The organism is Actinospica sp. (assembly GCF_035552695.1).
In the GTDB taxonomy this organism is placed as follows: Bacteria; Actinomycetota; Actinomycetes; order Streptomycetales; family Catenulisporaceae; genus Actinospica.
This window is the reverse complement of the sequence record NZ_DASZKT010000183.1, coordinates 1-26,158: the sequence shown is the minus strand read 5'-3', so window position 1 is coordinate 26,158 and position 26,158 is coordinate 1. Positions and strand designations below refer to the sequence as shown.

Below are 26,158 nucleotides of genomic sequence, written 5' to 3'. Positions count from 1 at the left end.
TACTCGCTGATCTCGCGCGGGATCGAGGAGTCGATCCTGCCGGCGACGCGTGAGTTGGGGATCGGGATCACGGCGTATGGCGTGCTCTCGCGCGGGCTGATCAGCGGGCACTGGCGAGCGGAGCAGGCGGCCGGTGCCGGGGACACGCGTACGCACTATCCGCGTTTCCAGGGCGAGAATCTCGCGCACAACCTCTCGCTCGTCGAGGAGTTGCGGTCCATCGCCGAGGCCAAGGGCGTGAGCGTCGCTCAGATCGCGATCGCGTGGGTATTGGCGCAGAGCGAGGACATCGTGCCGCTCATCGGTGCGCGCAACCGGACCCGGCTCACCGAGGCGCTGGGTTCGCTCGACGTCCAGCTCACGCCCGCCGACCTGGAGCAGATCGAGAAGGCCGTGCCCAGGGATTCGGCGGCCGGGCCTCGGTACGACCCGGCGCTGATGCGGATGCTCGACAGCGAGAACTAGGTCAAAGCCGGAAGTTAATCAGGATACTGAGAGGCTGGGGCGGCGCCGCGCCACCGCCCCAATGCCCCAGCGCTTAGCGCTGGTCGGCGATGAGCTTCTCGGCGACTTGGGTGGGGGAGGGCATCGCGGCGATCTCCGCGGCTACGCGCTGGGCGGCGTTGCGGTAGCTCGGGTCGGTGAGCACGGTGGCCACGGCTTCGGCCACCGCCCGCGGTTCGGCCTGGCCGATGCCGAAGGCGATTCCGGCGCCGGCGGCCGCGGCGCGGCCGGCGTGCAGGGGCTGGTCCGCGTTCAGCGGCGTCATCACCAGCGGAAGGCCGTGGGCGAGCGAACCGAGGACCGTTCCCGCGCCGCCGACCGTGATCACGGCGTCCACGTCGTGCAGCAGCCGCTCGAGCGGGGTGAAGCCGACGAACTCGACGCGATCCGAGTCCAGGTCGAAGTCCGCGCGCGTCTTCGCCGGGCCGAGGGCGAGGCGGATATCCACATCCTGCTTCAGCAGTTCGCGCGCGATCGGCGTCATGACCTCGGGGAAGACGAAGATCGTGCCGAAGCTCAGCAGCAGCCGCGGCCTGGAGCGGTCCGTGGCCACCGCGGAGCCCGGCCGAGCCGGATCGGCGCGCACGGTGGCGCCGGTGTAGGCCTCGGGACGCATGGGGAGCAGCGTCGCAGGGGCCTGAAAATCATCGAACTGCAGGCTGGGCGGGCAGGTCTCCAGGAACCAGTGGGAGGTGGGGGCGTCCAGGCCGTGCCTCCGATGCCGGTCCTCGGCGCGTACCCGCATGGCCGCGGCATTCTCGGACGGGATCGCCGGGCCGAGCGACACCGTGGCGACGGGGACGCCCAGGGCCGCGCCGACCATCGGCCCGAGGAAGTCGTAGGCCTCGGCGACGATCAGATCGGGCTTCCAGTCGCGGGCGGCGGCGTCGGCGGCCTCGAAGCCGAGGTCGAGGCGCGCGCCGGCGAACAACTCGGCCTCGGTCTCGGGGGTGATGCCCTTCTCAACGAGGCTGAAGCCGACGCCGCGCTCGACCTCCGCGACCACGTCCGGGAAGGTCTCTGGCCCCGCCACGACATGTTCGAGCCCTTCGGACGCGAGCAGGCCGGCGATGGACGCGGCCGAGAGGAACGCGGTCGCGTGTCCCTGGTCGCGCAGGGCCCTGGCCAGCGGCAACTGGGGGATGATGTGCCCGAACAGGGGATTGCCGAAGAAGAGTATGCGCACGAGGACCGCCTTGGCTGAGAGGACGAGGTGAGAAAGTTGCTTTCGTCAGCAAGTTATTCGAGCGCGTGACACCCCGTCAAACTGTCGCGGTGCGGCGAATCCCTTCAGCAATTGCTTTGCTGAGCAAGTATAATCGGGCTGTGTCGACTCCTCACCCGCTCTCCCCGGACGAGGAGGTGCTGTGGCGCGCCCTGATCCGGATCGCGGCCGCCCTGCCGCGCGCGCTCGACGCCGACCTGATCGACTCCACCGGGCTGGCGCTCAACGAATACGCCGTGCTGCTCACCTTGTCCGAGGCGCACAACCGCGAACTGCGGATGGCCGATCTCGCGGCGGCCGTCGCGCTCTCCCCGAGCCGGATCACCCGCCTGGTCGACGACCTGCGGGTACGCGGCCTGGTCGGCAAGACCCGGAGCATCGCCGACGGCCGGGGCAACGTCGCCGCGCTCACCGGCAAGGGGGCCGCCGTGCTGGACGCGGCCCGGGCCGGCCATCTCGCCGGCGCGCACGGCCGCGTCCTCGACCACATCACCCCGGCGGTCGTCGGCTGCGTCGGGCAGGCGCTCGCGCGGGTGGCCGAGCAGCTGGAGATCTGACGGGACGGCATTTTCCCCGCCAGGTAGTTGTTTGACAAAGCAAGTCAGTACAGGCTGATAATTGCTCAGGCAAGCAACCAAATGGAGGGGGCCTCCACCATGTCCAGCACGCGCGTCCCGCCCGAGCACGCCGACGTCGTGGTCGTCGGCGGCGGATCGGCCGGTGCGGTGCTCGCCGCGCGGCTGAGCGAGCACCCCGACCGCACCGTCGTCCTGATGGACCGGCAGGCCGGCCCGAGGCCCCCGGCCCGCGGCGGTTCGACGCCCGGCGCCGGGCCGGCCGTGCGCGCCCGGCCCGCCGACTTCGCCGCATGGGTGGAGAACGGCCTGACCGACTGGTCGTACGCCGACGTCCTGCCGTTCTTCCGGGACCTGGAGAACACCCCCACCGGCGAGGACGTCTACCACGGCCGCTCGGGTCCGGTGCCGGTCCGCCAGCGCGCCGAGGAGGAGTCGGCCCCCGCTCAACGGGGCTTCGTCGAGGCGGCCGTCGCCCTCGGCTTCAAGCGAGTGGCCGACTTCAACGGCGCCGAGCAGCGCGGCGTCGGCGGCTATCCGGAGATCGCCGTGGACGGAGTGCCACAGGACGCTGCGACGTTCTATCTCACGCCCGAGGTCCGTGCCCGGCCGAACCTCACCGTGCTCGACGGCGTGATCGTCGACCGCGTGCTGTTCGGCCGAAACACGGCGACCGGCGTGGTCACCGCGGACGGAACCGTCCTGCGGGCCGACGAGGTCGTGCTGTCGGCCGGGGCCTACGGCAGTGCCGCGATTCTGCTGCGTTCGGGGGTGGGGCCGGCGGAGGATCTCGCGGTGCTGGGCATCGACGTGGTCGCCGCGCTGCCGGTCGGCCAGAACCTGCAGGACCATCCGGTCTTCCGCGACGTCTATCCGCTCTCCCGCGAACACCCGGACGGCGAGTCGGTCGGCGGGGCCTTGCTGTGGACGGCCTCTCCGGAGGCCTTTCGCGACGAACTCGACCTGCAGGTGCTCGCCGCGGTGCTGCCGGTCGCCGCCGCGGGTGCGGCGAGCGGGGCCTTCGCGCTGTCCGCCGCGCTGGTCCAGCCGGAGTCCGTCGGCACGCTGCGGCTGGCGAGCCGCGATCCCCGGCGGGCCCCGGTCGTCGACGGCAATCTGCTCGGCACGGTGTCCGACCGGCACCGGCTGCTCGCCGGGGTCAAGCTGGCCCGCGAACTCGCCGCGCAATCAGGCCTCGCACACCTCCTGCGCCGCACCCCGTCGCCCGGCATCACAGGGCTCGATGACGACGAGTTGACCAGGCTGATCGTGGCCGGTTCCACCGCGCACGGCCGGCCGACCTCGACCGCCCCGATGGGCGACCCGGCCGACGCGTGGGTGGTCGTCGACGCGCGAGGCACGGTCAAGGGCCTCGAGGCGCTCCGCGTAGTGGACGCCTCGATCGTGCCCGGCGTGCCCTCCTGCGGTACGGAGCTCACCACGATCATGCTCGCCGAGCGCGTCGCCCGGCTCGTCTACGCGGCCTGATCAGGTGCCAAGATTCTCGGCGACCCGCACGAACTCCGGGCCGAGCCGCTTGACCAGCGCGGGACTGAGATGGTCGAGCACCCGGTTGCGCACGCTGGCCAGATGGTCGGGATACGCGGCCTCGAGGCGCGCGAGACCCTTGTCGGTCAGCCGCGCGATGCTGCCGCGGCCGTCCTGCGCGTCGCGGAACTTGGTCACCAGGCCGCGCACCCTGAGATCGTCGACCAGCCGGGTCATCCGGCTCGGCGAGAGCGCGACGGCCGCGGCGAGTTCCGTCATGCGCATCTCGCGGTTCTCGGTCTCGGACAGGTTGAGCAGCACCGCGTACTCGTGCAGGGCGAGCCCGGCCGAGTGCAGCAGGTCGTGGTCGAGGGCTCGCGGCAGGGTCGTCATGACGCGGATCATGGCGCGCCACAGGACCTCTTCGTCGGGGGAGAGCGGAACCAGTTCGGGCACAGAGGCAATTGTAGCTTGCGTGCACAAGCAAGTTACCGACTGTTCACCCCTCGGCCACCCGTGGGACGGGCTTCCGGTCCCGAAGTGGTCAGCCACAGCACGGCCGCGCTCATGCTGTGATCCGGCACATCGACACCTCGAGACAGGGAAGATCACCATGAACAGCGTGACTGATGACACGTCCGACGGCCTTGCCGAGCTCGTCGCGGGTCTCCTCGAGAAGGCCGGGCAGCTCGGCGACGCGCAGGCGGAGGGGATCAGCGCGGCCGCCAACGACCACGGCGGCGGCTGCGTGCCCATGGACGACCTGCGCGAGGCCTGCACCCTCGAAGTGCGCAACGTCCTCGGCGCGCTGACCGGCCGGACGCCGCTGGATACGGCGATCTGCACGGAGATCGGTCGTCGCCGGGCCCGGCAGGAGGTGCCGGAGACGACACTGGTCACCGGCTACCGGGTGGGCCTGCGGTTCGTCTGGGAACTGCTGATCGCCGAGGCGGAGCGCACCGGCCTGGTCGACCACGAGGGGCTGGTCGCCGCGGCGTCCACGATCTGGGCGATCCAGGACCGGGTGCTCGAGGCGGCCGTCGCCGGGCACCGCGAGGCGACCGGCGAACGGTTCCGGGCAACGGAAGTGGAACGCTCGGCCCTGCTCGAGGCCCTGCTGACCGACCGGGTCGCGGAGGCGGGCAAGCTCCGGGCGACGGCGGACGTGCTGCGGATGCCGCGCTACGGCCGGTTCGCCGTCGTGACCACGGAGGTGCTGGGGGCCGCGGGACGGCCGTGCGCGCGGGTGGAGCAGGCGCTGCGCCGGGTGGGCATCCACTCGGTCTGGCACACGCGCGCGAACGCCCGCGTCGGCATCGTCCAACTGGCGGCGCGCAGGCGGCTCGACGAACTCGTCGAGGTGCTCGAGGGCGAGGCCGTGCGCAGAACCGGCGTCAGCCCGGTCTACGAGGATCTGTACCAGACGGCGGCGCACCTGCGGTACGCGGAGATCGCGATGCTCAGCGGCCGCGCGGACGGCTGCGCGGTGTCGGTGTTCGACGACAATCTCGTCGCCTCCGCCGCGGCGGCCGCCCCGGAGATCGCCAGGCGGCTGGCCGCGGACGTGTACGGCCCGCTCGACGTGCTGCCCGAAGCCGAGCGCGAGGTCCTGCTGGAAACCCTGGAGACCTGGTTGGCCTGCGGCGGATCCACCGAGGAGACCGCACGCCGCATGTACTGCCACCCGAACACCGTGCGGCTGCGCTTCCGGCGGCTGGCCGAGCACACCGGCCGCTCGATCACCGAGCCGCGCGGCATCACCGAACTCGTCTTCGCCCTGTACGCGCTGCGGCAGGACCCGGTGGCGCGAAAAACAACCTAGGAAAGGCATACCCACACATGTGCGAGATCTTCTACGACGACGACGCCGACCTGTCCGTCATCCAAGGCCGCAGGATCGCAGTGCTCGGATACGGCAGCCAGGGACACGCCCATGCCCTGTCGCTGCGCGACTCCGGCGCGGACGTGCGCATCGGGCTTCCGGAGGACTCGCGGTCCCGGATAATGGCCGCCGAGCAGGGGTTCCGCGTACTCACCCCGGCGCAGGCAGCGGCCGAGGCGGACGTCATCATGATGCTGATTCCCGATCCGGTGCAGGCGACGGTGTACCAGGAGTCCGTCGCGCCGCATCTCGAGGACGGGGACGCGCTGTTCTTCGCGCACGGCTTCAACATCCGCTACGAGTTCATCGGCCCCCCGGCGAACGTGGACGTCGTCATGGTCGCGCCCAAGGGACCCGGCCACCTGGTGCGCCGCCAGTACGAGGCCGGCCTCGGCGTGCCGTGCATCGTCGCCGTGGAGCAGGACGCGACCGGCGGCGCCCTGCAGCTCGGCCTGTCCTATGCCAGGGCGATCGGCGGCACCCGGGCCGGCGTGATCAAGAGCACCTTCACCGAGGAGACCGAGACCGACCTGTTCGGCGAGCAGGCGGTGCTCGCCGGCGGGACCACGGCGTTGGTGAAGGCCGGATTCGAGACGCTCGTCGAGGCCGGATACCAGCCGGAGATCGCGTACTTCGAGTGCTTGCACGAGCTCAAGCTCATCGTCGACCTGATGTACGAGGGCGGCCTGGGCAAGATGCGCTGGTCCATCTCCGAGACCGCCGAGTGGGGCGACTACATCACCGGCCCGCGCATCATCACCAACGCCACCAAGATGGAGATGAAGGAAGTGCTCGCCGAGATCCAGGACGGCTCCTTCGCCGACACGTGGATGGCCGAGTACAAGGCGGGCCTGCCGAACTACCGCAAGTACCAGCAGGCTGACGCCCAGCATCCGCTCGAGGTCACCGGGCGCAGACTCCGCCCGATGATGAGCTGGCTGGACCAGGAGAGCTGAGACCGCCATGCCCGATCGCGCGCTCGGCCGGCGCCGCGTCCTGCTGCCCGGGATGGCGCGACCCGCGGATGAGGCGCAGTCGGTGTGCGCCGCGGTCTTATGAAGAATCGACGCCCTGGCCGCATCACGCTACGGCCAGGGCGACGAGCGGACTGGACGATCAGCCCACGGCGATATCCTCGCCGCCGGCCGCGTCGGCGACGGTGACCGAGCCGATCCGTTCAGCGAGCCGTCGGCCGCGATCGCGTACTCGTCCACGACACCCGTGCCGCCGGTCTGCACGTACAGGTTCTGTCCGTCCGGGCTGGCGTCGGCGTCGACGGTGCCGGCGTCGGTCGAGGAGTTAGCGAGCCGCCGGAGGACACGACCTGGCGCAGCGTCAGGTTCGTGCCGTGTACGGCGAAGACCGAGACGGTGTTGCTGCCCGCGTTTACGGCGTAGAGCAGGCCGTGCGCGGCGTCGTAGGTGAGCGAGTCCCGCGAGGCGAGGTGGTCCACGACGGCGCCGGTCAGCGCGCCGCCCAGGCCGCCGGCGGCGTAGCCGTCGACCAGGCTGAGCGTGCCGTCGGCGGCCCGCCGGTAGACCTCGATCTGGTTGCCGGCGGTGTTGTCCGTCTGCACGAACACCGCGTCGGACGCGCTCCCGTAGGCGGACCGCACGGCGGCGGGGGACGAGGCGGACGCGGCCTCGGCCACGGGAGCCACTCCCAGTGCGAGTGCGGCGCCGCCGATGAACAGGGCGCTGGTGGGCAGGCTGAAGCGGCGGATGGACATGGTGATGCGTCACTCCTCGAGTGAGTTTCGTCGGGGTACAGCGGGGTCGGATCTGACGCACGTGTAGTCCCGGCTCCCGGCCCGGCGTTACAGTCCGCGGCCGAGAATTCCGCGGCTGTCACCGAACGGCGGCAAAGGGACGCTGCCGTATGCTTGCCGACGTGGAGAGCGACACCGAGCTCGTGGTCCGATTGCGCAAGGGCGATCAGGACGCGTTCACCGTGCGGGTGGATCGGTACCACACCAGGCTGACCCGATTCGCGCGCTCCTTCACTCCGCGGGCCGAGCTCGCCGAGGGCATAGCCCAGGAGACCTGGCCGGGGCTGCTGCGCGGCCTCGACGGCTTCCAGGGGCGGGCCTCGCTGCCGCACCCGGCTCTTCCAGATCTGCGCCAACCGGGCCCGCACGCTCGCCGCGCGGGAGGGCCGGCTGATCCCGGTCGACCCGACCGATCCGGACGCATCGACAGTGGACCCGGCGCGCTTCGGGCCGGACGGCGGCTGGTCGCAACCGCGCTCGCCCTTCGCGGACGCCGAGGCGGGAGAACGACGCCGAACTCGTCGAGCGGGTCCGGGCCGCGATCACCCGGCTTCCGGAGAGCCAGCAACGGATTGTTACACTGCGCGACCTGGAGGGGCCGACGCCGGCCGAGGTGTGCCGCATCCTGGAGCAGACCGAGGGCAATCAACGGGTGCTGCTGCACCGGGGTCGCGCCAGGATCCGGGCGATTCTCGAACAGGAGGTGGCGACGCCGTGAAGCGAACCTGGTTCACGCCGTGGCGCGCGCCGCGGCTCGGCCGGCCCGGCGTCCGCCGAGATCGTCTGCCGCGAGGCGGTGGAACTCGTCACCGCCTACCTGGACGGCGCCCTCGAGCCCGCGCCGCGCGCCGCGCTGGAACGCCACCTGGCCGGCTGCCCGCACTGCGGGGAGTACTTCGCGCAGATCCGCCTCGTCCGGCGGACGGCGGCCCGCGTCGAACCCGAGGATCTCGCGCCGGAGGCTCGCAGTGACCTGATGGCGCTCTACCGACGCCGGCAGGACGACCCCGGAAACTCGAAATAGTGCACTGACAGGGAGAAGCATCGCAGTGGTCGGATTCCAGGGGCGGGTGACCGGGCGGATCGCGCCGGGCCTGGTCGGCGAGGTGATGGTGCGGGTCCGCGGGGGTGCCGAGGCCTTCATGGCGTACGCGGCGGACACCGGCGAGCAGATCCCGGTCGGCGCGATCGTCGTCGTCATGGAGTACCACCCGCCGCGTACGGTGTACGTTTCAGCGCTCTGACGCCAGTGTGACGTACGAGACACGCCACGCACTCTCGCACTGGAACGTCCGCGGGTGTACACCGTAGGACGGGAACTTCGACAACGGGTCGAAGAACCCTTCTACAGCAGGGGGAAGTGACCTCAAGTGCCGTTGGCACTGATGATCGCCGTCGTAGCGGTCGGCGGGGTGTTGATCCTCGTCGTCCTGTTCAAGGCGATGTGGCGGGTGGCCGAGCCCAACCAGGCGCTGCTCATCTCGGGCGCCAAGCACCGGGTGGACGGCGTGGACGAGGGGATGGGCTTCCGGATCGTGACCGGCCGGGGCACGTTCGTGCTGCCCGGGGTCCAGGTGGTGCGCAGGCTCTCGCTGGACCTCAACGAGGCGGACCTGGCCGTGGACTGCGTGACCAAGCAGGGCATCCCGGTGCACGTCAAGGGCGTCGTCATCTTCAAGGTGGGCGACGACCTGGTGTCCATCGCGAACGCCGCCCGCCGGTTCCTCGACCAGCAGAAGAACATGAACGCGCGGGTGCACAACATCCTCGCCGGACACCTGCGCTCGATCGTGGGCAACCTGACCGTCGAGGAGATGATCAGGGACCGGGAGCGGCTGACCGAGCAGACCCGGGCCACCAGCGGGCACGAGATGGAGAAGCTGGGGCTGACCATCGACTCGCTGCAGGTCCAGGAGATCGAGGACCCGACCGGCTATATCAAGGCCCTGGCCGCGCCGCACACCGCGGCGGTGCAGCGGGACGCCCGGATCGCGCAGGCCGCCGCCGAGCGGGCGGCCACCGAGGCGGAGGCTGAGGCGAACGCGCGCAAGGCCGAGGCGATGCGCAACGCCAACATCCAGCAGGCCGGCTACCAGGCCGAGGTCGATCAGGCCCAGGCCCGCGCGAAGCTGGCGGGTCCGCTGGCCGAGGCCGCCTCGCGCCAGGAAGTCGTGGTGCAGGAGACCAAGGTCGCCGAACTGGAGGCGGACAAGCGCGAGCAGCAGCTGCAGATGGAGGTGCGCAAGCCCGCCGACGCCGAGGCGTACAAGACGGTGACGCTCGCTCAGGCGCAGCGCGAATCGAAGGTGCACGAGGCCGAGGCCTCGGCACGGGAGACCGAGCTGCGGGCCGGCGCGAACGCGATGCGGGTGAAGGCGGAGGCCGAAGCCGACGCCTCCGCCACCCGGGCGCGCGGTCTGGCGAGCGCCGAGGCGACGCGCGCGACCGGTGAGGCCGAGGCGGCCGCCGCCAAGGCGAAGGGTCTGGCCGAGGCGGAGTCCGCCAGGGCCCAGGGACTGGCCGAGGCCGACGCGATCAAGGCGCGTGCCGCGGCACTCGCCGAGAACCAGGAAGCCGTCATCGCGCAGGAGCTGGCCGAGAACTGGCCGGCGATCGTCAAGGCCGGCGCCGACGCGTTCGCCAGCGTGGACCACATGGTCGTGCTCAACGGCGCCGACGGCGTCAGCGACATGCTCGCCAGGGCCCTGACGATGGGCGGCACCGGCCTTGGCCTGGCCCGTCAGCTGCTCGCCTCGATGAAGCAGGAGCCGGGCGAGGCGGCCGCGGCGCCGAACGACAACCACCACCCGGCGCAGCAGGTCCCCATCGAAGTCAAGTAACACCAGTAGATAAACAGTATCCGGACACGGTCGGCCCCGGGGCGAACTCCACCCGGGGCCAACCCGCGGGTTGACGATCACGCCGCGACCGTGGGCCTAGCTTGGGCGGCAGCCGGCGGATCACGCCGCGACAGCGTCCGGAAGGAACCCACATGAATGTCAACACAGCGGCGAACATCCTGCTCATCGCCGCCGCCGTGATCTGGATCCTGGCCAAGCAGGTGCGGCCGGCCCCGGTCAAGACGAGGCTGCTGGTGCTGGCCCCGTTGCTGATGGGCTACTTCGGCATCAAGGACACCCCGGTCTCCACCTGGAAGTCCGGCGCGGACCTCGGGTTCATCCTGGTCGGCGCGGTGTTCTCGATCGGCCTCGGCTTCTGGCGCGGCAGCACGATCCGGGTGTGGCGGGAGAGCGACGGCCGCTGGTGGCGGGCCGGGTCCAAGTACACGCTCTACCTCTGGGGCGCGCTGCTCGTCGTCCGCGGCGTGCTGGCCGGCTTCGCCGGCGCGACCGGCCACAAGGCAGCCGACGGCCTCGGCCCGATCCTGCTCTCGCTCGCCCTGAGCTTCGCCGCGCAGAGCGTCGTCACGGCGATGCGCATGTCCGGCGCCGAGGCCCCGTCCGTCGTCGGATCCCCGCAGGCCGGCCCCACCACGTACGGCCCGCCCATCCGCACCTCCGCTCCGACTCCCACGGACAGCCCCGCCTGGGCCCCGACCGGCTCTCGGCACGAGCGCATCGACCAGCGCCGCGCCGCCCGCCGCGGCCGCCGCTCGGCCAGGTAGCGGCCGCGCCAACCCACGGGTTTACGCGAAGAGCCAACCCCGGGCCAACCCGCTGGCCGACGATTTCGGAGCGCCGGAAAAGGATCCTCGAAGCATGACCACTACGGATTACCTCATCGCCGCAGCTCTGATCCTTCTCGTCGTTCCGCAGATCCGCGGGACCCGGCTCACCATCCGGAATCTCGTGCTGCCGGTGGTGCTGGTCGCGGCGGCCGCGGCCTACTACCTCAAGTCCGTGCCGACGCAGGGGCACGACGTGCCGCTGTACGTCGTGTGCGTCGGGGCCGGCGCGCTGCTCGGCGCGGCATGCGGGCTGACCACCCGCTTCATCAGGGACCGCGAGGGCTTCCTGGTCGCCAAGGCCGGCGTCGTCGCGGCAGTGCTCTGGGTGGCGGGCATGGCCGCGCGCACCGGGTTCGAGTACTCGGCCACGCACAGCGGGGCGCACGCGATCGCCGACTTCTCCCGCAGCAACTCGATCACCGGGTCCGACGCGTGGACCGCGGCGCTGCTGCTGATGGCGCTCGCCCAGGTGATCGTGCGGCTGGTCACCATCCGGATCCGGGCCCGTGCGCAGCAGAGCGAGGTCGGCAGGCTCGTGCGGGCCTGATCCCGTGGTCGCCGACTCGCTCGACCCGGGCTCGCCCGGCCCGCCGATCCGGATCCGCACCCGCGGATCCGGATCGGTGCTCGGTACGCCGCGCCGCGCACCAGCACCTATCATTCAGTCCATGACCTCGGCACCCGGCCAGGCACCCGCGGCGGTCAGCCCACGGCTCGCCCTGGCCATGGCCGGGGCGCGGGACCGGAAGGACCTGTGGAGCGCCCGGCTTCGCCCGGTGCTCTGGGCGGTCGTGCTGTGCGTGCTGATCGCGACGCTGCGTGGAACGCCGGCCGCCGGCTGGTCGGGGACCGGGCTCGGGGTGTCGATCGCGCTGGTCGGCTGCCTGCTGCCGATGGCGGCGGCCGCGGCCCACCGCTGGCCGCTGGAGACCCCGGCCGAGTGTGCGGCGCTGCCGCTGATCATCGGTGTGTCCGGCATCGCGCTGGCCGCGCAGCAGTCGAACGGCATCTCGGCGCTCCCCGCGTCGGTCGCGGTGATGTGCGCGTTCCTCTTCCTGCAGCCGGCCACGGCTCTCGTGCTCGGCAGCGGCATCACGGCGGGCCTGTTCGTCGCCGATCTGGTCGGGGCCGGACGGAGCGGGACCGACGCGTTCACCCAGGTGCTCTTCTGCGCGGTGCTCGCGGCGATGGCCTGGTGCATGCGGCAGGCCGGGCTGGCGACCGACCGGGCCGAACTGCTGCTCGCCCAGCTCGAGGACGCCAAGGAGGCCGAGGCCGCGGCGGCCGCGATGGCCGAGCGCACCCGGATCGCGCAGGACCTGCACGACGTGCTCGCGCAGTCGCTCTCCGGCCTGGCCATCCAGCTCGAGGCGGCTCGGCGGATGGCGCGTCGCCCGGACACCGATGAGGCCCTTCGCGAGGTGATCGAACGCTCCGGGCGGCTGGTCAAGGACGGTATGTCGGAGGCGCGCCGGGCCGTCGGCGCGTTGCGCGGCGAAGGGGTGCCGACCGTGGACCGGCTGACCGAGCTGATCGAGCGCTACCGCGACGACCTGGGGCTCGATGTGACGCTGACCAGCAAGGGAACCGCGCGCGACCTCCCCACGGATGCCGGAATGGCCCTCTACCGAGGCGTGCAGGAGGCGTTGACGAACGTCGTGCGTTACGCGCAGGGCGCCACGGCGTGCGTTGTCCTGCACTACGAGGACGACGCCACGGTGCTGACCGTCGAGGATCGGCGGCCGGAATCCGCTCCGGTGCCCGCGCCGCTGGTCAACGGCTCGGGTCTCGGCCTGGTCGGACTGCGCGAGCGGCTGGCCGAGGTCGGCGGGAGCGTCGCCGCCGGCCCTACGAAGGACGGATGGATCGTGCGTATGGAGGTCCGGGCGTGACCGAGGCCGGAGAAACGTCCATCAGGGTGCTGATCGTCGACGACCAGCGGGTGGTGCGCGACGGGCTGGTGCTGCTGATCGGCATGCTCGACGGAATCGAGGTGGTCGGAGCGGCCCGCGACGGCGCCGAGGCCGTCCGGCTGGCCGAGGAGTCGCGGCCCGACGTGGTGCTCATGGACCTGACCATGCCCGTGCTCGACGGCACGGCCGCGACCGCCGCGCTGCGCGAGCGCATCCCGGAGTGCAGGGTTCTGGTGCTGACCACGTACGCGGATGACGACTCGGTCTTCCCGGCGCTGCGGGCGGGCGCGCGCGGCTACCTGACTAAGGACTCTGATAGCGATCAGGTGGAGACGGCGATCCGCAACGTGCACGAGGGGCGGACCTGGCTCGACCCGGTCGTCCAGGAGCGCCTCGTCACCGCGGCCCTTTACCCCGGCGAGGCGCCCGCGAAGACGAAGGGCGACGATCAGAGGTCGGACGAGCTGCCCGACGGGTTGACCCCGCGGGAGGCCGAGGTGCTCGCGCTGATCGCCGACGGCCTGTCCAACGCGCAGATCTGCGCGCACCTCGTGGTCAGCCCGGCGACCGTGAAGACGCACGTCAACCGGATCTTCGCGAAGATCGGCGCCCGCGACCGCGCCCAGGCCGTGCGCTACGCCTACCGCCACCACCTCACCGGCCCCGCCGGCTGATCAGACCTCTTCCATCGGCCGCGCGGCCGCATCCGATTGACAGACATCGGATGTACTTCTAGTCTCCTCCGCGCGGATCCGCTTATTCGACGCGGAATTCGACCGTTTCATCGGAGCAATACTCGAACCGGCCAATGCTGTCTGGATCTTTGAGGTGCTCATGTCTGTTCCCACATACCCACGCCGGCGCACGAGGTGGGCGGTCGCCGCGGCCGCCACCGGCGCCGTCGCCCTACTCTTCGGCACACCGACCGCACTCGCCGCCGCGTCCGCCCCGAGCTCCACGACGTCGCAGAGTGCTCAGCCCCAGGTCGCCGCCGCGCTCTACGTCTCTCCCACCGGTCAGGGCACGACCTGCTCGCTCGCCGCGCCGTGCTCCCTCGACCAGGCCCGTACCGAAGTCAGGACCCTGGCTCCGTCGATGAGCGGCGACATCGATGTGGAGCTGCTCGGCGGCACGTACCAGCTGGCCTCCACGTTCCAGCTCGGCCCGCAGGATTCGGGCCAGAACGGCCACAACGTGGTCTACCAGGCCGTTTCCGGCCAGACTCCGGTGATCACGGGTGCCGCGCACGTGACCGGCTGGAGCGAGTACGACTCGTCCAAGGGCATCTACCGCGCCGCGGTCCCCGCCGGAACGCAGAGCAGCCAGCTGTTCGTCAACGGCGCCCGGGCCCAGCGAGCTCGCAGTGCCCTGAATCCGTCCGGATTCACCCTGTCCGGGTCCAGCTTCGTCACCGCGGACTCCTCCTACGCCTCGTTCACGAACCAGAGCCGGATCCAGATCGTGGACGACAACGACTGGAAGCAGATGCGCTGTCCGCTCTCGAGCATCACCAAGACCTCGTCCGGCGGCTCGAGCCTGAACGTGAGCCCGACCTGCTTCGCGAACAACAACACCAACGTGCCGAACGCCGGCTTCCCGTTCAACGGCTCGGGTCTGCCCGCGCTCAACGGCATCAGCCGGATCGAGAACGCGTACCAGCTGCTCACCCAGCCCGGGCAGTTCTACCTCGACAGCAGCGCCGGGTACCTGTACTACATCCCGCTCTCCGGGCAGAGCATGACGACCGCCGACGTCGAGCTGCCCGAACAGCAGGAGCTCGTCGACCTGTCCGGCACGCCCGGGCATCTCGCGCCGCAGCTCTACAACGCCTCCGGCGTCAGCTACTCCGGCTCGTGGGCGGTGAGCTCCGGACGTCCCTACGGCGACCTCGGCAACGCTGTCGAGTACTCGGCCACGAACGGCGACTCGGCGACGTTCACGTTCACCGGCACCGGTATCCAGGTGCTCAGCGAGACGTACTCGGACGAGGGCACCGTCGACGTCTACGTGGATGGAACCAAGACCGAGACCGTCAACGCCTCAAGCAGCACGCGCGTTGCCCAGCAGCCGATCGTCGACATCAGTGGCCTAAGTCAGGGTGCGCACACGGTCAAGCTCGTCAAGACCGGCGGCCAGTACCTGCTCGTCAATGCCTACACGGTGACGCCGGACCCGGTCGCTCCCGTACACAACATCCAGTTCGACGGGATCACGTTCACCGGCACCACCTGGACGCAGCCGGACAGCACCGGCTACATCGACAACCAGGCGGGCGTGCTGTGGGCGCCGGGCACCACCACGCCGCAGCTGATCCCCGCGGCCGTGCAGGTGCATCGTGGCAACGACGTGCAGTTCGACAACGACGTCCTCGACCACCTCGGCGGCGCCGCGATCGACTACGCCGATGGAACGCAGAACTCGACCATCAGCGGCGATCAGATCACCGACGTGTCCGCCGGGGGAGTGCTGCTCGGCGAGGTGGATGACTACTACCTCGCCGACACCAAGCTCATGACCAGCGGAGACGTCGTCACGCAGAACCTGATCCAACACGTCGGCCAGGACTACCACGACGCGGTCGGCGTCTGGGCCGGCTACACCGCGAGCGCCACGATCAGCAACAACGACATCGGATACACCCCGTACTCCGGCATCTCGCTCGGCTGGGGCTGGGGATGGCAGTCCGACTGCACGCTGCAGGCGAAACAGGGTCTTTCGACGCCCTGTCGGCACGGCACCGACTACGCCGGCGGCAACCAGATCACGGGCAACTTCATCCACAGCGTGATGGGCATTCTGCACGACGGCGGCCCGATCTACACCAACGGCGGCCAGGGTCTGGGCACCGGCGTGGCGAGCGCTCCTTGCCAGCAGACGAGCGTGCTGGCCGGAAACATCGTGGCCGATGGCAACGACACGAACAACATGCTCTATCAGGACGAGGGCAGTTCCTGCTGGAACACCTACAACAACGTCGCCGAGTTCGGCGGAGACGACTGGATCGGCATGTGGACGCCGACGATCAACAACATCGACATCCACGACAACTACTCGGACAACTCCACCTACAACAACAACGGCACCGGCATCACCTTCAACCAGGCGACGATTGCCACAGGTGGGGTGTGGCCGTCGGCGGCCCAGCAGATCATGCAGGCCGCGGGTCCGACGAGCGGGCAGGGACCGGCTACGGCAGGCGTCACCGACGACGACAGCCTCGCGATCGCCTACACCGGAACTTGGTCGGACAGCGGCTTCCGCGGTGACGGCGACTACCAGGACGGCGTGCACTACACGTCGACCAACGGAGATCAGGCAACACTGACCTTCCAAGGCACCCAGGTCTCGTTCGCCACGGAGACGAACTCGGACGAGGGCACCTTCGAAGTGCTCGTGGACGGCGTCAATCAGGGCACGTTCAACGCCAACGCGTCCACGCGGCACGCTCAGCAGACGCTCTTCACCAGCCAGGTCCTGGCCTCCGGCAAGCACACGATCACGGTGGTGAAGGAGTCCGGCACGTACCTGCTGGTCGACGACTTCACTGTTAAGTAGGTTAAGTAGATGAAGTAGAAGTAGCTTCCGTGGACCGCGCCGAGCACGTGGCCATCAGCTCGAGGAGCGCGCGGGCGCGGGAGAGTTCAGTGGCGGTGAACGGCATGTAGGGGCGCACGGCGGTGCACGTGGTGCCGTCGGAGCTCTGCAGCATCAGGGTCGTGCCGTCGATCCGGGCGCCTGGCGCGCCGGGGTCGGCGGCACCGACCGTCACGCTGTCCGCATCGAGCAGGTCGGTGAGGACGGCGTCGAGCGCGTCGTGATTGCGGACGAGGCGGCCGGCCAGTTCCAGCGCGTACGTCGGCGCGTCGAGCAGCGCGAACACGTCGGCCGGCACCGCGTGGGTGTTGCGTCCGCCGACGGCGTTGACCGCGGCGCAGATGCGTTCGGCGGAGGTGTCCTCGGATGCCTCGATGAGGAACTCGTCGATGACTCCGGCGGGCGCCGGGTGCACGCCGAGGGCCTGGATGTTCGCCCCGGCGGCGGCGAGCGCTCCGGCCAGCACCGCGAGGCGGCCCGGAGTGTTGTCGACCTCGGTGCGCAGCCGCCAGAACACTCCGACCGAGGTTTCGTCGGTCGGCACGCTGTCGGCCGACGCGCCCTCGATCGACGCTGCGAGCACGTCGGAGGTAGGCATGGCCGACGCGAGCGGGGCACGGGTCTTGGCGGGAGGAGCGTGGTCCGTGCGGCGTAGCCAGATGTGGTGGCCGACGGTCCCGACGACCAGTGCGATGCCGAGCACGATGAGCACGGTCGCGCCGTGCCGCCGAAGCCCGAACACATCGGCGAACGCGTCGGCCAGCCCGGCCGTCGCGAGCAGTGAAGCGAGTTCCACGAGATGCCGGTGGTGCCGGCCCGAGTTGCGTGACGTCATGCTCCCAGAGTGGATGCGCAACGTTGCATGATCGGACACCGCCTGTGACGGCCGCGTAAAGATCGAAGATTCGCCGATCGTCCGTCGGGTCCGTCGCGTTCGCCGAGCCCGTCAGCCGCCGCGTGCCGGTTCCGCCTCGTCCAGGGTCGCGGAGTCGGGTGCGATGACGTGCGCACCGGCCAGGCCGAGCACGCCGAAAGCCATCAGGCCGATCCCGGCGAGCTCGATCACCACGTGCCAGCCGAGGTCGATGCTCTCGCCGAACAGCACCACGCCGAGCGCGACGCTCAGCATCGCGTCGCCGAGCGTCAGCGCGGGCTGCGAACCGGCCAGGCTCCCGGCCCGCAGCGTCCACTGCAACAGCAGCACGCTGAGCACGCCGACGATCGCGGCGGCGTACGTGTGCCACGTCGTCAACACCGCCTGCGCGCCGCCGGGAAAACGCCGCGTGACCTCCTTGATGAGCGCGGCGGTGGCGGAAAAGCACACGGCCGTCGCGGCGCCCAGCACGGCCGCGCGCACCGTGCCGTGCACACGGAGCGCCACCAGCACGAGCACCGCGACCGTGGACGACAGCGCGACGCCGACGGCCAGCCAACGTACCCCGTGCGCGTGGCCGGTCCCCCCGGACGGCGAGGCCGCGATGAGGAAGATCGCCAGACCTCCGGCGAGCATCACGAACGCCATCCACAGCGCACGGCTCGGCCTGCGGTGGAAGACGATCGAGCCGAGCAGCAGGGTGAAGAGCAGTTCCGACGCGAGCAGCGGCTGCACGACCGAGAGCTGTCCGCTGTCGAGCGCGATCACCTGGAAGGCAGCCGACAGGATGGTCGCCGCCGCGCCGCCCCACCAGGTCACGCGGGCGAGCGGCTGGGCCAGACGCGCCAGGATGACGCGCGGCCCTCGGCCGGCCACGGGCTTGAGTCCGACCGACGCCCGGCGCTGCAGCACCAAGGACGCCCCGTTCGAGAGCGCGGACAGCAGGGCCGTCACCACGGAGAGCGCGTTCATCCGCAACCTGACGTCAAGATCGTGCGAAGCTGATCGGCGTGAGCCGCTTCCTGCTGCTGAGCGCGCGCATGGGCGCCGGGCACGACGCGGCCTGCGACGAACTGTCCCGGCGGCTGCGTGCCGCGGGCCACGAGACCGTGCGCGCGGACGTGCTGGACCTGCTGCCCGGGCCGATCGGCGGCGGCGTGCGTGGCTTCTACCATCTGATCATCCGGCGCGCCCCATTCGTCTACTCCGGAATCTACGCGGCGTTCTTCCGGCACGGCGGCGGGCCCCGGCCGGGCAGTACACCGCTCGCCGCGCTCGCCGAGGGACGGCTGCTCGACGCCGTCGCCCGCAGCCGGAGCGACGCCGTCGTCTCGCTGTTCCACCTCGCCGCCCAGCTCACCGGGCGTGCCCGGGCGCGGGGTCGGCTCGCGGTACCGTGCGCGACGCTCGTGACCGACTTCGCCGTGCACCGCCAATGGCTGCATCCGGGCAATGATCTCACGTTGTGCCTCACCGACGCCGACGCGGAACAGGCGCGCTGCGTGCTCGACCGGCCCGCCACCGTCTACGGGCCGCTGGTGCCCGACCGATTCCGGCCGAGTCCGCCCGGTGCGGCGCATTGGCGAGAGCGCTTCGGCGGCCCGCGTGCCACGGTCCTGATGTCGGCGGGCGCATGGGGCGCTGGCAGCGGCTTCGCGCGGACGGCGGACGTGCTGCGCGCCGAGGGTTACCGCCCGGTCGTGCTCTGCGGCCGCGACGAGCGCCTGCGCCGACGGCTCGCCGAGGTGCCGGGGACGGCGGCGCTCGGCTGGGTGGACGACATGCCGGGCCTGCTCGCCGCGTCGGACGCGCTGCTCGACAACGCCGCAGGCCAGACGGCTCTGCAGGCGCTCGCCGTCGGTGTGCCGGTGGTCGGCTGGCGTCCGATCCCGGGTCACGGCGTCGAGGGCGTCCGCCGGATGGCCGAACTCGGGCTGAGCGACTACGCGACCACGGAGGCGGAGCTGCTGGCAGCGCTCGGCCGCCTCACCCGTGACGGCGCGCTGCGCGCCCGGCGCGTGGTCGCGGGCCGCACGCTGCTCGAGGCGGACGTCATCCGTCCCCTCGAATCGATGCTCGACGGCTGACGGGCGGCGCGACATCAGCCGAATCGGGCGGCCAGCTGCCGGTAGGCGGCCGGAGCCAGTGCCCTGAGACCGGCCGGAATACGGAACCAGCGCGGCACGAATACCTCCCGGCTGCCGCGGTCGATCGCCCGCAGCGCCGCGCGCGCGACCCGCTCCGGCGGAATCGGCCGCGGCACGCGGCGGCTGTAGGGCACGCCGCGGTGCGCGAAGAACGGAGTGTCGACGACGCCGGGCACCACGTGCGTCACCCGGACACTGGTTCCCCGCAGCTCATAGCGCAGCGCGTCGGCGAACGCGCCGAGACCGGCCTTCGCCGCCGAGTACACCGCCTCCCCCTCGACGCCGAGGCAGCCGGCCACCGAGCCGATCAGCACCAGATGGCCGCGGCGTTGGAGCAGCATGTGCGGCAGTACCAGCCGGACCAGCTGGACGACCGCGGTGAGATCGACGGTGAGCACGTCGTCGACCGCGCTCGTCGGCATGGTCACGAAGGGCCCGGCCCAGCCGACGCCCGCGGAGGCGACCAGCAGGTCGATGCGCTGGGCCGCGTCCACCGCACTGCGCACCAGCCGGCGGACGCCGTCGGGGGTTGAGAGGTCGTTGACCAGCGGAGTCCCGTCGGTCTCCGCGGCGACCCTGGCCACCCGCTCGGGGTCGCGCCCGGCGACCAGCAGCGTCCAGCGGCCTTGGGCGGCCAGCGAACGGGCGATGGCCGCGCCGATACCCGAGGAGGCCCCGGTCACCAGCGCCACGCTCCTCGCGGACTCGGGGGCGGGATGAGCCGGCGGTGCGGCCGCGTGCCTCGAGCGACTGTGCGACCGATCGTCCTCGGTTCCGGTCTCCGCGTGGGGCAGTACTGCCATGCGTTTCAGCCTGCCACCATCGTGGTGAACGCGCTCGTCGAACGGCATTGCCCGGCCGTCGGCTGACCGGGCAGCCGCCGCCGGCCGCCTATCGCCTATCGCCGGTCGCCAGCCGTCAGTGTGTGCGGTTCATCGTCGTCGAGACCGCGGTCTGCAGCGGGTCGAGCAGCTTCTGCAGGCTCGCGTAGTCGGAGGCGTGGCCGTCCGACCACTGCGCCATGAAGACGCCGAGGTAGTGGCCGGAGCCGGCGAACTGCTGGATGATCCCGCTGCTGGCCGAGAGTGCCGTGAGGCCCGAGCCGGCGGGCGGTTGCAGCGCGCCGACCTCGAAGTCGCTCGGGTCCATCGTGAGGTCGGTCACGATGCTGACGACGTCCGCAGGGTCCTTCAGCGTGAAGATCGTCATGTTGAACTGGTCTTTCGCTGCGTCCTTATACAGCGCGCCCTCGCCGCCTATGCAGCCGTTGCTCTGCGCGAACAGTCCCGCGAGTGTCGGGGCCACCATGTCCGAGTTGACGCAGTTGTTGAGGCCCCCGGCGGTGACGAGCGTGTACACGGCGCCATTCGTGCCGTGCACCGTCTGCGGGAACAGCTGCGAGACAGGGATCTGCGACACTGTGCCCGAGGCCGCGCCCGTGGCGGACGCCGTGCCGCGCGGCGAGGCGGACGGCGTCGAGTCGGCGTTCGCGTTCCGGTTCGCGTTGGCTGCCGGCGACGTGCCGTGCGCGTCCTTCTGCCGCATCGTCTGGACGACGCCGACCGCCACGGCCCCGACGATGATCGCGATCGCCAGGTTGCGCGGCCAGACCCGTCGCCTCTCGGGCCACTCCGGCCTCTCCGGCTCGGCGGCGGCATGGCCGAACGACGGCGCGTCGCCGCGCCACGGCGTGCTCGGCGGCGGCTGCTCGCGCCATTTCGACGCGAGCATCCGGGCCCGGGCGGAGGGCTCCTCGGCCGCGGCCTTGCGGCCCTGCTCGACGTCCTTCACCAGCTGAGCGAACTGGGCCTCGAAGTCCGCGTCATGTTCGGGCTGTTCCGGCTGCTCGGGCGTCGAGCGCCCCCCACTCTCGGTCACGCGCAGAACCTAGGGCCTGAGAAGGATTCTTGGCAACTGGTTGTATCGTGCAGCTTGTGGATTCGATCGAGGCCGCAGAACTCGCCCTTTCCCTGCCCGAGGTAGACCCCGAGAAGCCCAGCCCAGCCAGGATCTACGACTTCTGGCTCGGCGGCAGCCAGAACTTCGAGGCCGACCGCGAGGTGGGGCGTCGTGCCGCGGCCGCGATGCCGACGCTGACCGCGGCGATCCGCGCGAACCGCGCGTTCCTCGGCCGCGTCGCGCGCCACCTGGCCGGTCCGCTCGGCGTCGACCAGTTCCTCGACCTGGGCTCCGGCGTGCCGACGGTCGGCAATGTGCACGAGGTCGTGCTCGACGAGAACCCGGAGGCGAAAGTCGTCTACGTCGACATCGACCAGGTCGCCATCGCGCACGCCCGGCACCTGCTCGCGGACGTCCCCGGCGCGGTCGCGATCCTCGCCGACCTGCGTCGCCCCGAGGCCGTGCTCGACCACCCGCTCACCCGCGCGACGCTCGACTTCACCAGGCCCGTCGCGGTGCTGATGAACGCGGTGCTGCACTTCATCCCCGACAGCGATCATCCCGACCGGATCGTCGCCGGCTACACGGGCGTCCTCGCCCCCGGCAGCTACCTCGCCCTCTCGCACGCCGCGCCCGACCTGCGCCACCCGGGCGAGCAGGACGAGATGCTCGCCGACTATCAGCGTTCGACGAGTGTCCCGTTCATCAACCGCGAGCCCGAACTGATCGCCTCCTGGCTCGGCGGCCTCGAAATCCAGCCGCCCGGCCTCGTGACCGTCGACAAGTGGCTCCCCGAGCCCGACGCCGAGCTCGCCCCCATCCTGCGCACCTACGGCGTGCTCGCCCGCGTCCCGAACCCCTGATGGCGAGTCAGCGTCGAACGGCGGCATGACGCACGCCGTCCTGGAGAGCGCTCTCCAACCCTTCTTCATGCCACTTTCGTCCGCTATGCCCCGCTCTCGACGGCGCGAAGAAAACATTAATTAGTAATAATCCTTGACGCGGCCGTCCGGATGCGGCACCGTCGTCCCTGCTCCCAGCAGTCAACGACGACGGAGATACGAGGGCATGTCAGATTCGTTCCGCGCACGGCGTGGGCGTCCAATGACGGGCGCCGGGCGGCGTTGGGTGACGGCGACGTTGGTCGCCGCCGCGACGGCGATCGGGCCGTCGGTGCAGGCCGCCTCCGCAAGCACTGCGAATATCGCGAGTACCGCGAATACGGCCAAGACCACGAAAATCACGAGTAACGCGAGTGCCGCGACGGCGGTCACGCCCGCTCGGCACGCCGCGGGCTCGCCCGCGTACCACGACAGCGGGCTGGATCCGACCCCTTATATGGGGTGGAACACCTACTACGGAACCGGGGCGCCGACGCAGGCCACTGTGGAGAGCGTCGCGAACTTCCTGCTCAGCAGCGGCTTGGCTCAGGCCGGATACAACTACGTCTGGCTCGACGGCGGTTGGCAGGCGTCGACGCCGCGCAATGCGCAGGGCGAGTTGGTCGCGAACCCGAGCGAGTTCCCGGACGGGATTCCCGCCCTGGTGTCCTGGCTGCACGCGCGCGGGCTGAAGGTCGGCATCTACACCGACGCGGGCGTGTACAACGGCGTGAACTGTGGACTCGGCAGCGGCGGCTACTACCAGCAGGACGCGGACCAGTTCGCGGCCTGGCGCATGGATGCGGTCAAGGTCGACTTCCTGTGCGGAATCGCCGAGGACACGAACCCGGGACCGGCCTTCGCGCAGTTCAGCCAGGCGGTCGCCAAGTCCGGCCGGAAGATGCTGCTCAACCTGTGCAATCCGCTGACCGCGGACTGGGGTGAGCCGAATCCGGCCGCGTACGACGCCTGGAACAACTACACCTTCGGGCCGACGATCGCGGACTCCTGGCGTACGGACACGGACATAGCCTTCGGGACCCCGACCGCAGGTGAGTTCGCCGACGTCCTGCGCAACATCGACGACAACGAGGCGCATCCCGAGGCGGAGGGGCCCGGGCACTACAACGACCCGGACTACCTCATTCCGATGCGGCAGCTGTCCGGCGGCGGCTACGAACTCAACGAGACGCAGTCCGACGCGCAGTTCGAGATGTGGGCGGAGATGGCCTCGCCGCTGATGCTCGGCTCGGATCCGCGCACCCTCTCCGCGAGCATGCTCTCCACGCTGGAGAACCCTGAGATCCTCGCTGTGGACCAGGATCCGCTGGATGTTCAGGGCGTCGCGATCGACTCCCCGTCTTCCGGGACCGTTTACAGCAAGGTCTTGTCGGGGAGCGGGCGGCGCGCGGTTGTGCTTCTCAATCGGTCGAGTGCGGCACAGAGCATGTCCGTGCAGTTCGCTGACGCGGGGCTTTCCGGCAACGTCGCGGTGCGGGACCTCGCGGCGCGGACGGATCTCGGATCGTATACGGGCTCGTACACGACGACGGTGCCCGCCGACGGCTCGGTGATGCTGCTGCTCAGTGGGACGGATGCGCTTCCGGGATCCAGCCTCGGTGGTGCGGCGACCGCGGATCCGGCGCTTGCCCGGGTGAACGATGCCGATTCGGCGGCGTTCGTCCGTGGAGCGTATGGCGAGCTCGAGGAGCAGACCACGAACGCCTCGGGCGCCTGGTCAGGCACGTGGACCTCGCTCGGCGGACCGGTCGGCGGACGCGTCGTCGGGCAGCCCGCGGCATACGCGGCTGCCGACGGTTCGATCGACCTGTTCGTCCTCGGGACCGACGGACACGCCTACCGGCGCACGTTCGCGAACGGGACGTGGGGCGCGTGGACCTCGCTCGGCGGCAACCTCGCCGACGCTCCGACCGTCGCGTACACCGGCCCTGACGCGTGGACTCTGACCGCGACCGGAACCGATGGGCAGATCTGGACCCTGACACCGTCCGGCGGCTGGAGCGCCATCGGCACTCCGTCCGGCCTGTCCGTGTACGGCCGGCCGTCCGCGGTGACGGATGGGACGACCACGTACGTCGCGATCCGCGCGAACGACGACGGCGTCTGGCTGAACACGTCCGCGAGCGCGGGCCGGTGGTCGGGCTGGACCAGCCTCGGCGGCACCGTCAGCGACAGCCCGACGCTGCTCGAAACGCTGGGCCGGGTCTACCTGTTCGTCCGCGCGTCGGACTACACGGTCTGGGAGGACAACCTGACCTCCGGCTCGTGGAGCGGCTGGTTCAAGCGCGGCGAGTTCACCAGCGACGACTTCAACGGCGCGTTCGGCGCCGCGGCCGGTGACAACGGTTCCGCCTGGATCTCATACCGCGGGATCGACGGACAGGTTCATCTGATTCAGCTCTGAGCACCGCAACCCCCTCCATCTTCGGGAGTCATCAATGTCCAGCTACACCCTCTCCCGCCGCGGCCTGCTGGCCGGGGCGGGGGCCCTCGGCGCGGGTGTCGCGCTCGGCGGCTGCGCCACGGCGACCACGACCGGTAGCTCGTCCCAGCAGGGCGGTGCGGTCACGCTCCAATCAGACCTCTCATCGCCGCTGGCGGAGAAGGCGATGCAGTCTCTGGTCGCCGCGTACAGCAAGCAGAGCAAGTACTCAGTGAAGCTCAACACCGTGGCGGCCACCACGTACCAGCCGCTGCTGCCGACGTATCTGACGTCCGCGAACCCGCCGGACATCTACACGTGGTACGCGGGCTCCGACGCCGACCACTACTCGGCGCGCGGGCTGCTGCTCGACGTCAGCCAGGTGTGGAAGACCATGTCCAACTACCAGTCCGCTCTCAAGACGCTGAGCACGGACGCCTCCGGCAAGCAGATCTTCGTGCCCACCGACTACTACTGGTGGGGCGTGTTCTACCGCAAGTCCCAGTTCGCCAAGTGGGGACTCGGCGAGCCGAAGACGTGGTCTGATTTCCTGAACGTCTGCTCCACCATCAAGGCCAAGGGCGTCACCCCGATCGGGCTCGGCGCGGGCACCGGCACGGCGTGGGTGGCATCGGCCTGGTTCGACTACCTCGACATCCGGCTCAACGGCGCCGAGTATCACCGGGAACTGCTTCAGGGCAAGCACAGCTTCACCGACTCGAAGGTGGTCGACGTCTTCAACGCCTGGAAGCAGGTGCTGCCGTACTTCGACCCGAACGGCACCGCGGTCAGCTGGCAGGAGGCGTCGAACCAGCTGATCCAGGGCCAGTGCGGCATGCTGCTGACCGGTACCTTCTTCGCCGACGCGGTGCCGAAGGGCTCGCTCGACGACCTCGACTTCTTCAAGTTCCCTGTCATCGATCCGTCGGTCCCTGACGTCGAGGAGGGGCCGACCGACGGGCTCATCGCGAGTTCCCGCACCCACAACGCCCCGGCCGTGCTTGACTTCATGACCTGGATGGCGACGCCCACGGCACAGAACCTGTGGACGCAGACCTCCTCCGGTGCGGTCATCCCGGCCAATCCGAAGGCGGCCACGCCGAATACGCAGCTGGTCGAGAAGGGCAAGGCGCAGCTGGCCGCGGCCCCCCAGCTGACCCAGTTCTTCAACCGGGACTCGACCGACGCGCTGCAGAACACGGCGAACACCGCGTTGATCAACTTCGTACAGAAACCCGGCCAGCTCAGCTCGAACCTGTCCACCTGGCAGTCCCAGG

25 protein-coding genes and 1 pseudogene are annotated in these 26,158 nt (G+C 70.5%); 19 read left to right on the top strand and 7 right to left on the bottom strand.

Going from position 1 to position 26,158, the window contains the following annotated elements:
- A partial coding sequence (locus VG296_RS21350; protein ID WP_325568313.1) for an aldo/keto reductase occupies positions 1 to 465 on the top strand: 465 nt, incomplete at its 5' end.
- 73 nt (positions 466 to 538) lie between these two features.
- Here the strand turns inward: VG296_RS21350 and VG296_RS21345 are convergent.
- Positions 539 to 1,690: a glycosyltransferase gene (locus tag VG296_RS21345; RefSeq protein WP_325568311.1), complete on the bottom strand. Its 1,152-nt coding sequence runs from the start codon at positions 1,688 to 1,690 to the stop codon at positions 539 to 541.
- A 140-nt stretch (positions 1,691 to 1,830) separates the two neighbouring features.
- Between VG296_RS21345 and VG296_RS21340 the strand changes: the two genes are divergently transcribed.
- Together VG296_RS21340 and VG296_RS21335 are read left to right on the top strand one after the other, a co-directional pair.
- Complete coding sequence (locus VG296_RS21340) at positions 1,831 to 2,286, top strand: MarR family winged helix-turn-helix transcriptional regulator (protein WP_325568309.1); 456 nt, start codon at positions 1,831 to 1,833, stop codon at positions 2,284 to 2,286.
- 99 nt (positions 2,287 to 2,385) lie between these two features.
- Positions 2,386 to 3,792, top strand: coding sequence for a GMC family oxidoreductase (locus VG296_RS21335; protein WP_325568307.1), 1,407 nt, complete (start codon positions 2,386 to 2,388; stop codon positions 3,790 to 3,792).
- On the opposite strand, the gene VG296_RS21330 is transcribed toward VG296_RS21335, so the two are convergent.
- Entirely contained in the window at positions 3,793 to 4,248 is a 456-nt protein-coding gene (locus tag VG296_RS21330) for a MarR family winged helix-turn-helix transcriptional regulator (RefSeq protein WP_325568305.1), read from the bottom strand.
- 157 nt (positions 4,249 to 4,405) lie between these two features.
- On the opposite strand from VG296_RS21330, the gene VG296_RS21325 reads away from it, so the two are divergent.
- Complete coding sequence (locus VG296_RS21325; RefSeq protein WP_325568303.1) at positions 4,406 to 5,614, top strand: helix-turn-helix domain-containing protein; 1,209 nt, start codon at positions 4,406 to 4,408, stop codon at positions 5,612 to 5,614.
- 17 nt (positions 5,615 to 5,631) lie between these two features.
- Positions 5,632 to 6,630: a ketol-acid reductoisomerase gene (gene ilvC, locus VG296_RS21320; RefSeq protein ID WP_325568301.1), complete on the top strand. Its 999-nt coding sequence runs from the start codon at positions 5,632 to 5,634 to the stop codon at positions 6,628 to 6,630.
- A gap of 221 nt (positions 6,631 to 6,851) precedes the next feature.
- Here the strand turns inward: ilvC and VG296_RS21315 are convergent, their stop codons facing one another.
- Positions 6,852 to 7,403 carry a hypothetical protein gene (locus VG296_RS21315; protein ID WP_325568299.1) on the bottom strand — a complete coding sequence of 184 codons (552 nt, stop codon included), beginning with the start codon at positions 7,401 to 7,403 and terminating at the stop codon, positions 6,852 to 6,854.
- A gap of 149 nt (positions 7,404 to 7,552) precedes the next feature.
- On the opposite strand from VG296_RS21315, the pseudogene VG296_RS33285 reads away from it, so the two are divergent.
- The 10 genes and pseudogenes from VG296_RS33285 to VG296_RS21275 form a co-directional block, all read left to right on the top strand.
- A pseudogene (locus tag VG296_RS33285) lies at positions 7,553 to 7,750 on the top strand (RNA polymerase sigma factor); the annotation flags it as partial.
- A gap of 104 nt (positions 7,751 to 7,854) precedes the next feature.
- Complete coding sequence (locus VG296_RS33280; protein WP_414641118.1) at positions 7,855 to 8,160, top strand: RNA polymerase sigma factor; 306 nt, start codon at positions 7,855 to 7,857, stop codon at positions 8,158 to 8,160.
- Between the two features lie 78 nt (positions 8,161 to 8,238).
- A complete protein-coding gene (locus VG296_RS21310) occupies positions 8,239 to 8,466 on the top strand; it encodes a zf-HC2 domain-containing protein (protein ID WP_325568297.1) in 228 nt (75 codons plus the stop codon).
- Positions 8,467 to 8,491: 25 nt separating this feature from the next.
- Positions 8,492 to 8,686 (top strand): hypothetical protein, encoded by a 195-nt coding sequence (locus VG296_RS21305; protein WP_325568296.1) that lies wholly within the window; start codon positions 8,492 to 8,494, stop codon positions 8,684 to 8,686.
- Between the two features lie 141 nt (positions 8,687 to 8,827).
- A complete protein-coding gene (locus VG296_RS21300; RefSeq protein ID WP_325568294.1) occupies positions 8,828 to 10,282 on the top strand; it encodes an SPFH domain-containing protein in 1,455 nt (484 codons plus the stop codon).
- Between the two features lie 152 nt (positions 10,283 to 10,434).
- Complete coding sequence (locus tag VG296_RS21295) at positions 10,435 to 11,067, top strand: hypothetical protein (protein WP_325568292.1); 633 nt, start codon at positions 10,435 to 10,437, stop codon at positions 11,065 to 11,067.
- Positions 11,068 to 11,161: 94 nt separating this feature from the next.
- On the top strand, positions 11,162 to 11,677 hold the full coding sequence (locus VG296_RS21290) for a hypothetical protein (protein WP_325568290.1): 516 nt from the start codon (positions 11,162 to 11,164) through the stop codon (positions 11,675 to 11,677).
- Between the two features lie 121 nt (positions 11,678 to 11,798).
- Complete coding sequence (locus VG296_RS21285; protein ID WP_325568288.1) at positions 11,799 to 13,022, top strand: sensor histidine kinase; 1,224 nt, start codon at positions 11,799 to 11,801, stop codon at positions 13,020 to 13,022.
- Positions 12,992 to 13,717, top strand: a complete 726-nt coding sequence (locus VG296_RS21280; protein WP_414641116.1) for a response regulator — start codon at positions 12,992 to 12,994, stop codon at positions 13,715 to 13,717. Before VG296_RS21285 ends, VG296_RS21280 begins: the two co-directional genes overlap by 31 nt.
- A 160-nt stretch (positions 13,718 to 13,877) precedes the next feature.
- Positions 13,878 to 16,598 (top strand): hypothetical protein, encoded by a 2,721-nt coding sequence (locus VG296_RS21275; protein WP_325568284.1) that lies wholly within the window; start codon positions 13,878 to 13,880, stop codon positions 16,596 to 16,598.
- Position 16,599: 1 nt separating this feature from the next.
- On the opposite strand, the gene VG296_RS21270 is transcribed toward VG296_RS21275, so the two are convergent.
- Positions 16,600 to 17,472, bottom strand: a complete 873-nt coding sequence (locus tag VG296_RS21270; RefSeq protein ID WP_325568282.1) for a hypothetical protein — start codon at positions 17,470 to 17,472, stop codon at positions 16,600 to 16,602.
- 111 nt (positions 17,473 to 17,583) lie between these two features.
- A complete protein-coding gene (locus VG296_RS21265) occupies positions 17,584 to 18,483 on the bottom strand; it encodes a DMT family transporter (protein ID WP_325568278.1) in 900 nt (299 codons plus the stop codon).
- A gap of 32 nt (positions 18,484 to 18,515) precedes the next feature.
- On the opposite strand from VG296_RS21265, the gene VG296_RS21260 reads away from it, so the two are divergent.
- The gene (locus VG296_RS21260; RefSeq protein WP_414641117.1) at positions 18,516 to 19,598 is read left to right on the top strand and encodes an MGDG synthase family glycosyltransferase; all 1,083 of its coding nucleotides are present in this window, start codon (positions 18,516 to 18,518) and stop codon (positions 19,596 to 19,598) included.
- Between the two features lie 14 nt (positions 19,599 to 19,612).
- Here VG296_RS21260 and VG296_RS21255 read toward each other — a convergent pair whose 3' ends face one another.
- Together VG296_RS21255 and VG296_RS21250 are read right to left on the bottom strand one after the other, a co-directional pair.
- The gene (locus tag VG296_RS21255) at positions 19,613 to 20,461 is read right to left on the bottom strand and encodes an SDR family NAD(P)-dependent oxidoreductase (protein WP_325568274.1); all 849 of its coding nucleotides are present in this window, start codon (positions 20,459 to 20,461) and stop codon (positions 19,613 to 19,615) included.
- Positions 20,462 to 20,576: 115 nt separating this feature from the next.
- Entirely contained in the window at positions 20,577 to 21,536 is a 960-nt protein-coding gene (locus VG296_RS21250; RefSeq protein ID WP_325568272.1) for a hypothetical protein, read from the bottom strand.
- A gap of 56 nt (positions 21,537 to 21,592) precedes the next feature.
- On the opposite strand from VG296_RS21250, the gene VG296_RS21245 reads away from it, so the two are divergent.
- From VG296_RS21245 to VG296_RS21235, 3 genes are all read left to right on the top strand, one after another.
- Positions 21,593 to 22,420: an SAM-dependent methyltransferase gene (locus VG296_RS21245; RefSeq protein WP_325568270.1), complete on the top strand. Its 828-nt coding sequence runs from the start codon at positions 21,593 to 21,595 to the stop codon at positions 22,418 to 22,420.
- A gap of 265 nt (positions 22,421 to 22,685) precedes the next feature.
- Positions 22,686 to 24,863 carry a hypothetical protein gene (locus VG296_RS21240; protein WP_325568268.1) on the top strand — a complete coding sequence of 726 codons (2,178 nt, stop codon included), beginning with the start codon at positions 22,686 to 22,688 and terminating at the stop codon, positions 24,861 to 24,863.
- A 34-nt stretch (positions 24,864 to 24,897) separates the two neighbouring features.
- The coding region (locus tag VG296_RS21235; RefSeq protein ID WP_325568266.1) for an ABC transporter substrate-binding protein at positions 24,898 to 26,158 on the top strand (1,261 nt) is incomplete at its 3' end.

Excerpts from the sequence above, each read along its gene's own strand:
- VG296_RS21280 (WP_414641116.1), top strand. The coding sequence starts at position 12,992 with ATGGATCGTGCGTATGGAGGTCCGGGCGTGACCGAGGCCGGAGAAACG.
- VG296_RS21285 (WP_325568288.1), top strand. The coding sequence starts at position 11,799 with ATGACCTCGGCACCCGGCCAGGCACCCGCGGCGGTCAGCCCACGGCTC.
- ilvC (WP_325568301.1), top strand. The coding sequence starts at position 5,632 with ATGTGCGAGATCTTCTACGACGACGACGCCGACCTGTCCGTCATCCAA.
- VG296_RS21325 (WP_325568303.1), top strand. The coding sequence starts at position 4,406 with ATGAACAGCGTGACTGATGACACGTCCGACGGCCTTGCCGAGCTCGTC.
- VG296_RS21290 (WP_325568290.1), top strand. The coding sequence starts at position 11,162 with ATGACCACTACGGATTACCTCATCGCCGCAGCTCTGATCCTTCTCGTC.
- VG296_RS21270 (WP_325568282.1), bottom strand. The coding sequence starts at position 17,472 with ATGACGTCACGCAACTCGGGCCGGCACCACCGGCATCTCGTGGAACTC.
- VG296_RS21255 (WP_325568274.1), bottom strand. The coding sequence starts at position 20,461 with ATGGCAGTACTGCCCCACGCGGAGACCGGAACCGAGGACGATCGGTCG.
- VG296_RS21315 (WP_325568299.1), bottom strand. The coding sequence starts at position 7,403 with ATGTCCATCCGCCGCTTCAGCCTGCCCACCAGCGCCCTGTTCATCGGC.
- VG296_RS21300 (WP_325568294.1), top strand. The coding sequence starts at position 8,828 with ATGATCGCCGTCGTAGCGGTCGGCGGGGTGTTGATCCTCGTCGTCCTG.
- VG296_RS21275 (WP_325568284.1), top strand. The coding sequence starts at position 13,878 with ATGTCTGTTCCCACATACCCACGCCGGCGCACGAGGTGGGCGGTCGCC.
- VG296_RS21335 (WP_325568307.1), top strand. The coding sequence starts at position 2,386 with ATGTCCAGCACGCGCGTCCCGCCCGAGCACGCCGACGTCGTGGTCGTC.
- VG296_RS21295 (WP_325568292.1), top strand. The coding sequence starts at position 10,435 with ATGAATGTCAACACAGCGGCGAACATCCTGCTCATCGCCGCCGCCGTG.
- VG296_RS21265 (WP_325568278.1), bottom strand. The coding sequence starts at position 18,483 with ATGAACGCGCTCTCCGTGGTGACGGCCCTGCTGTCCGCGCTCTCGAAC.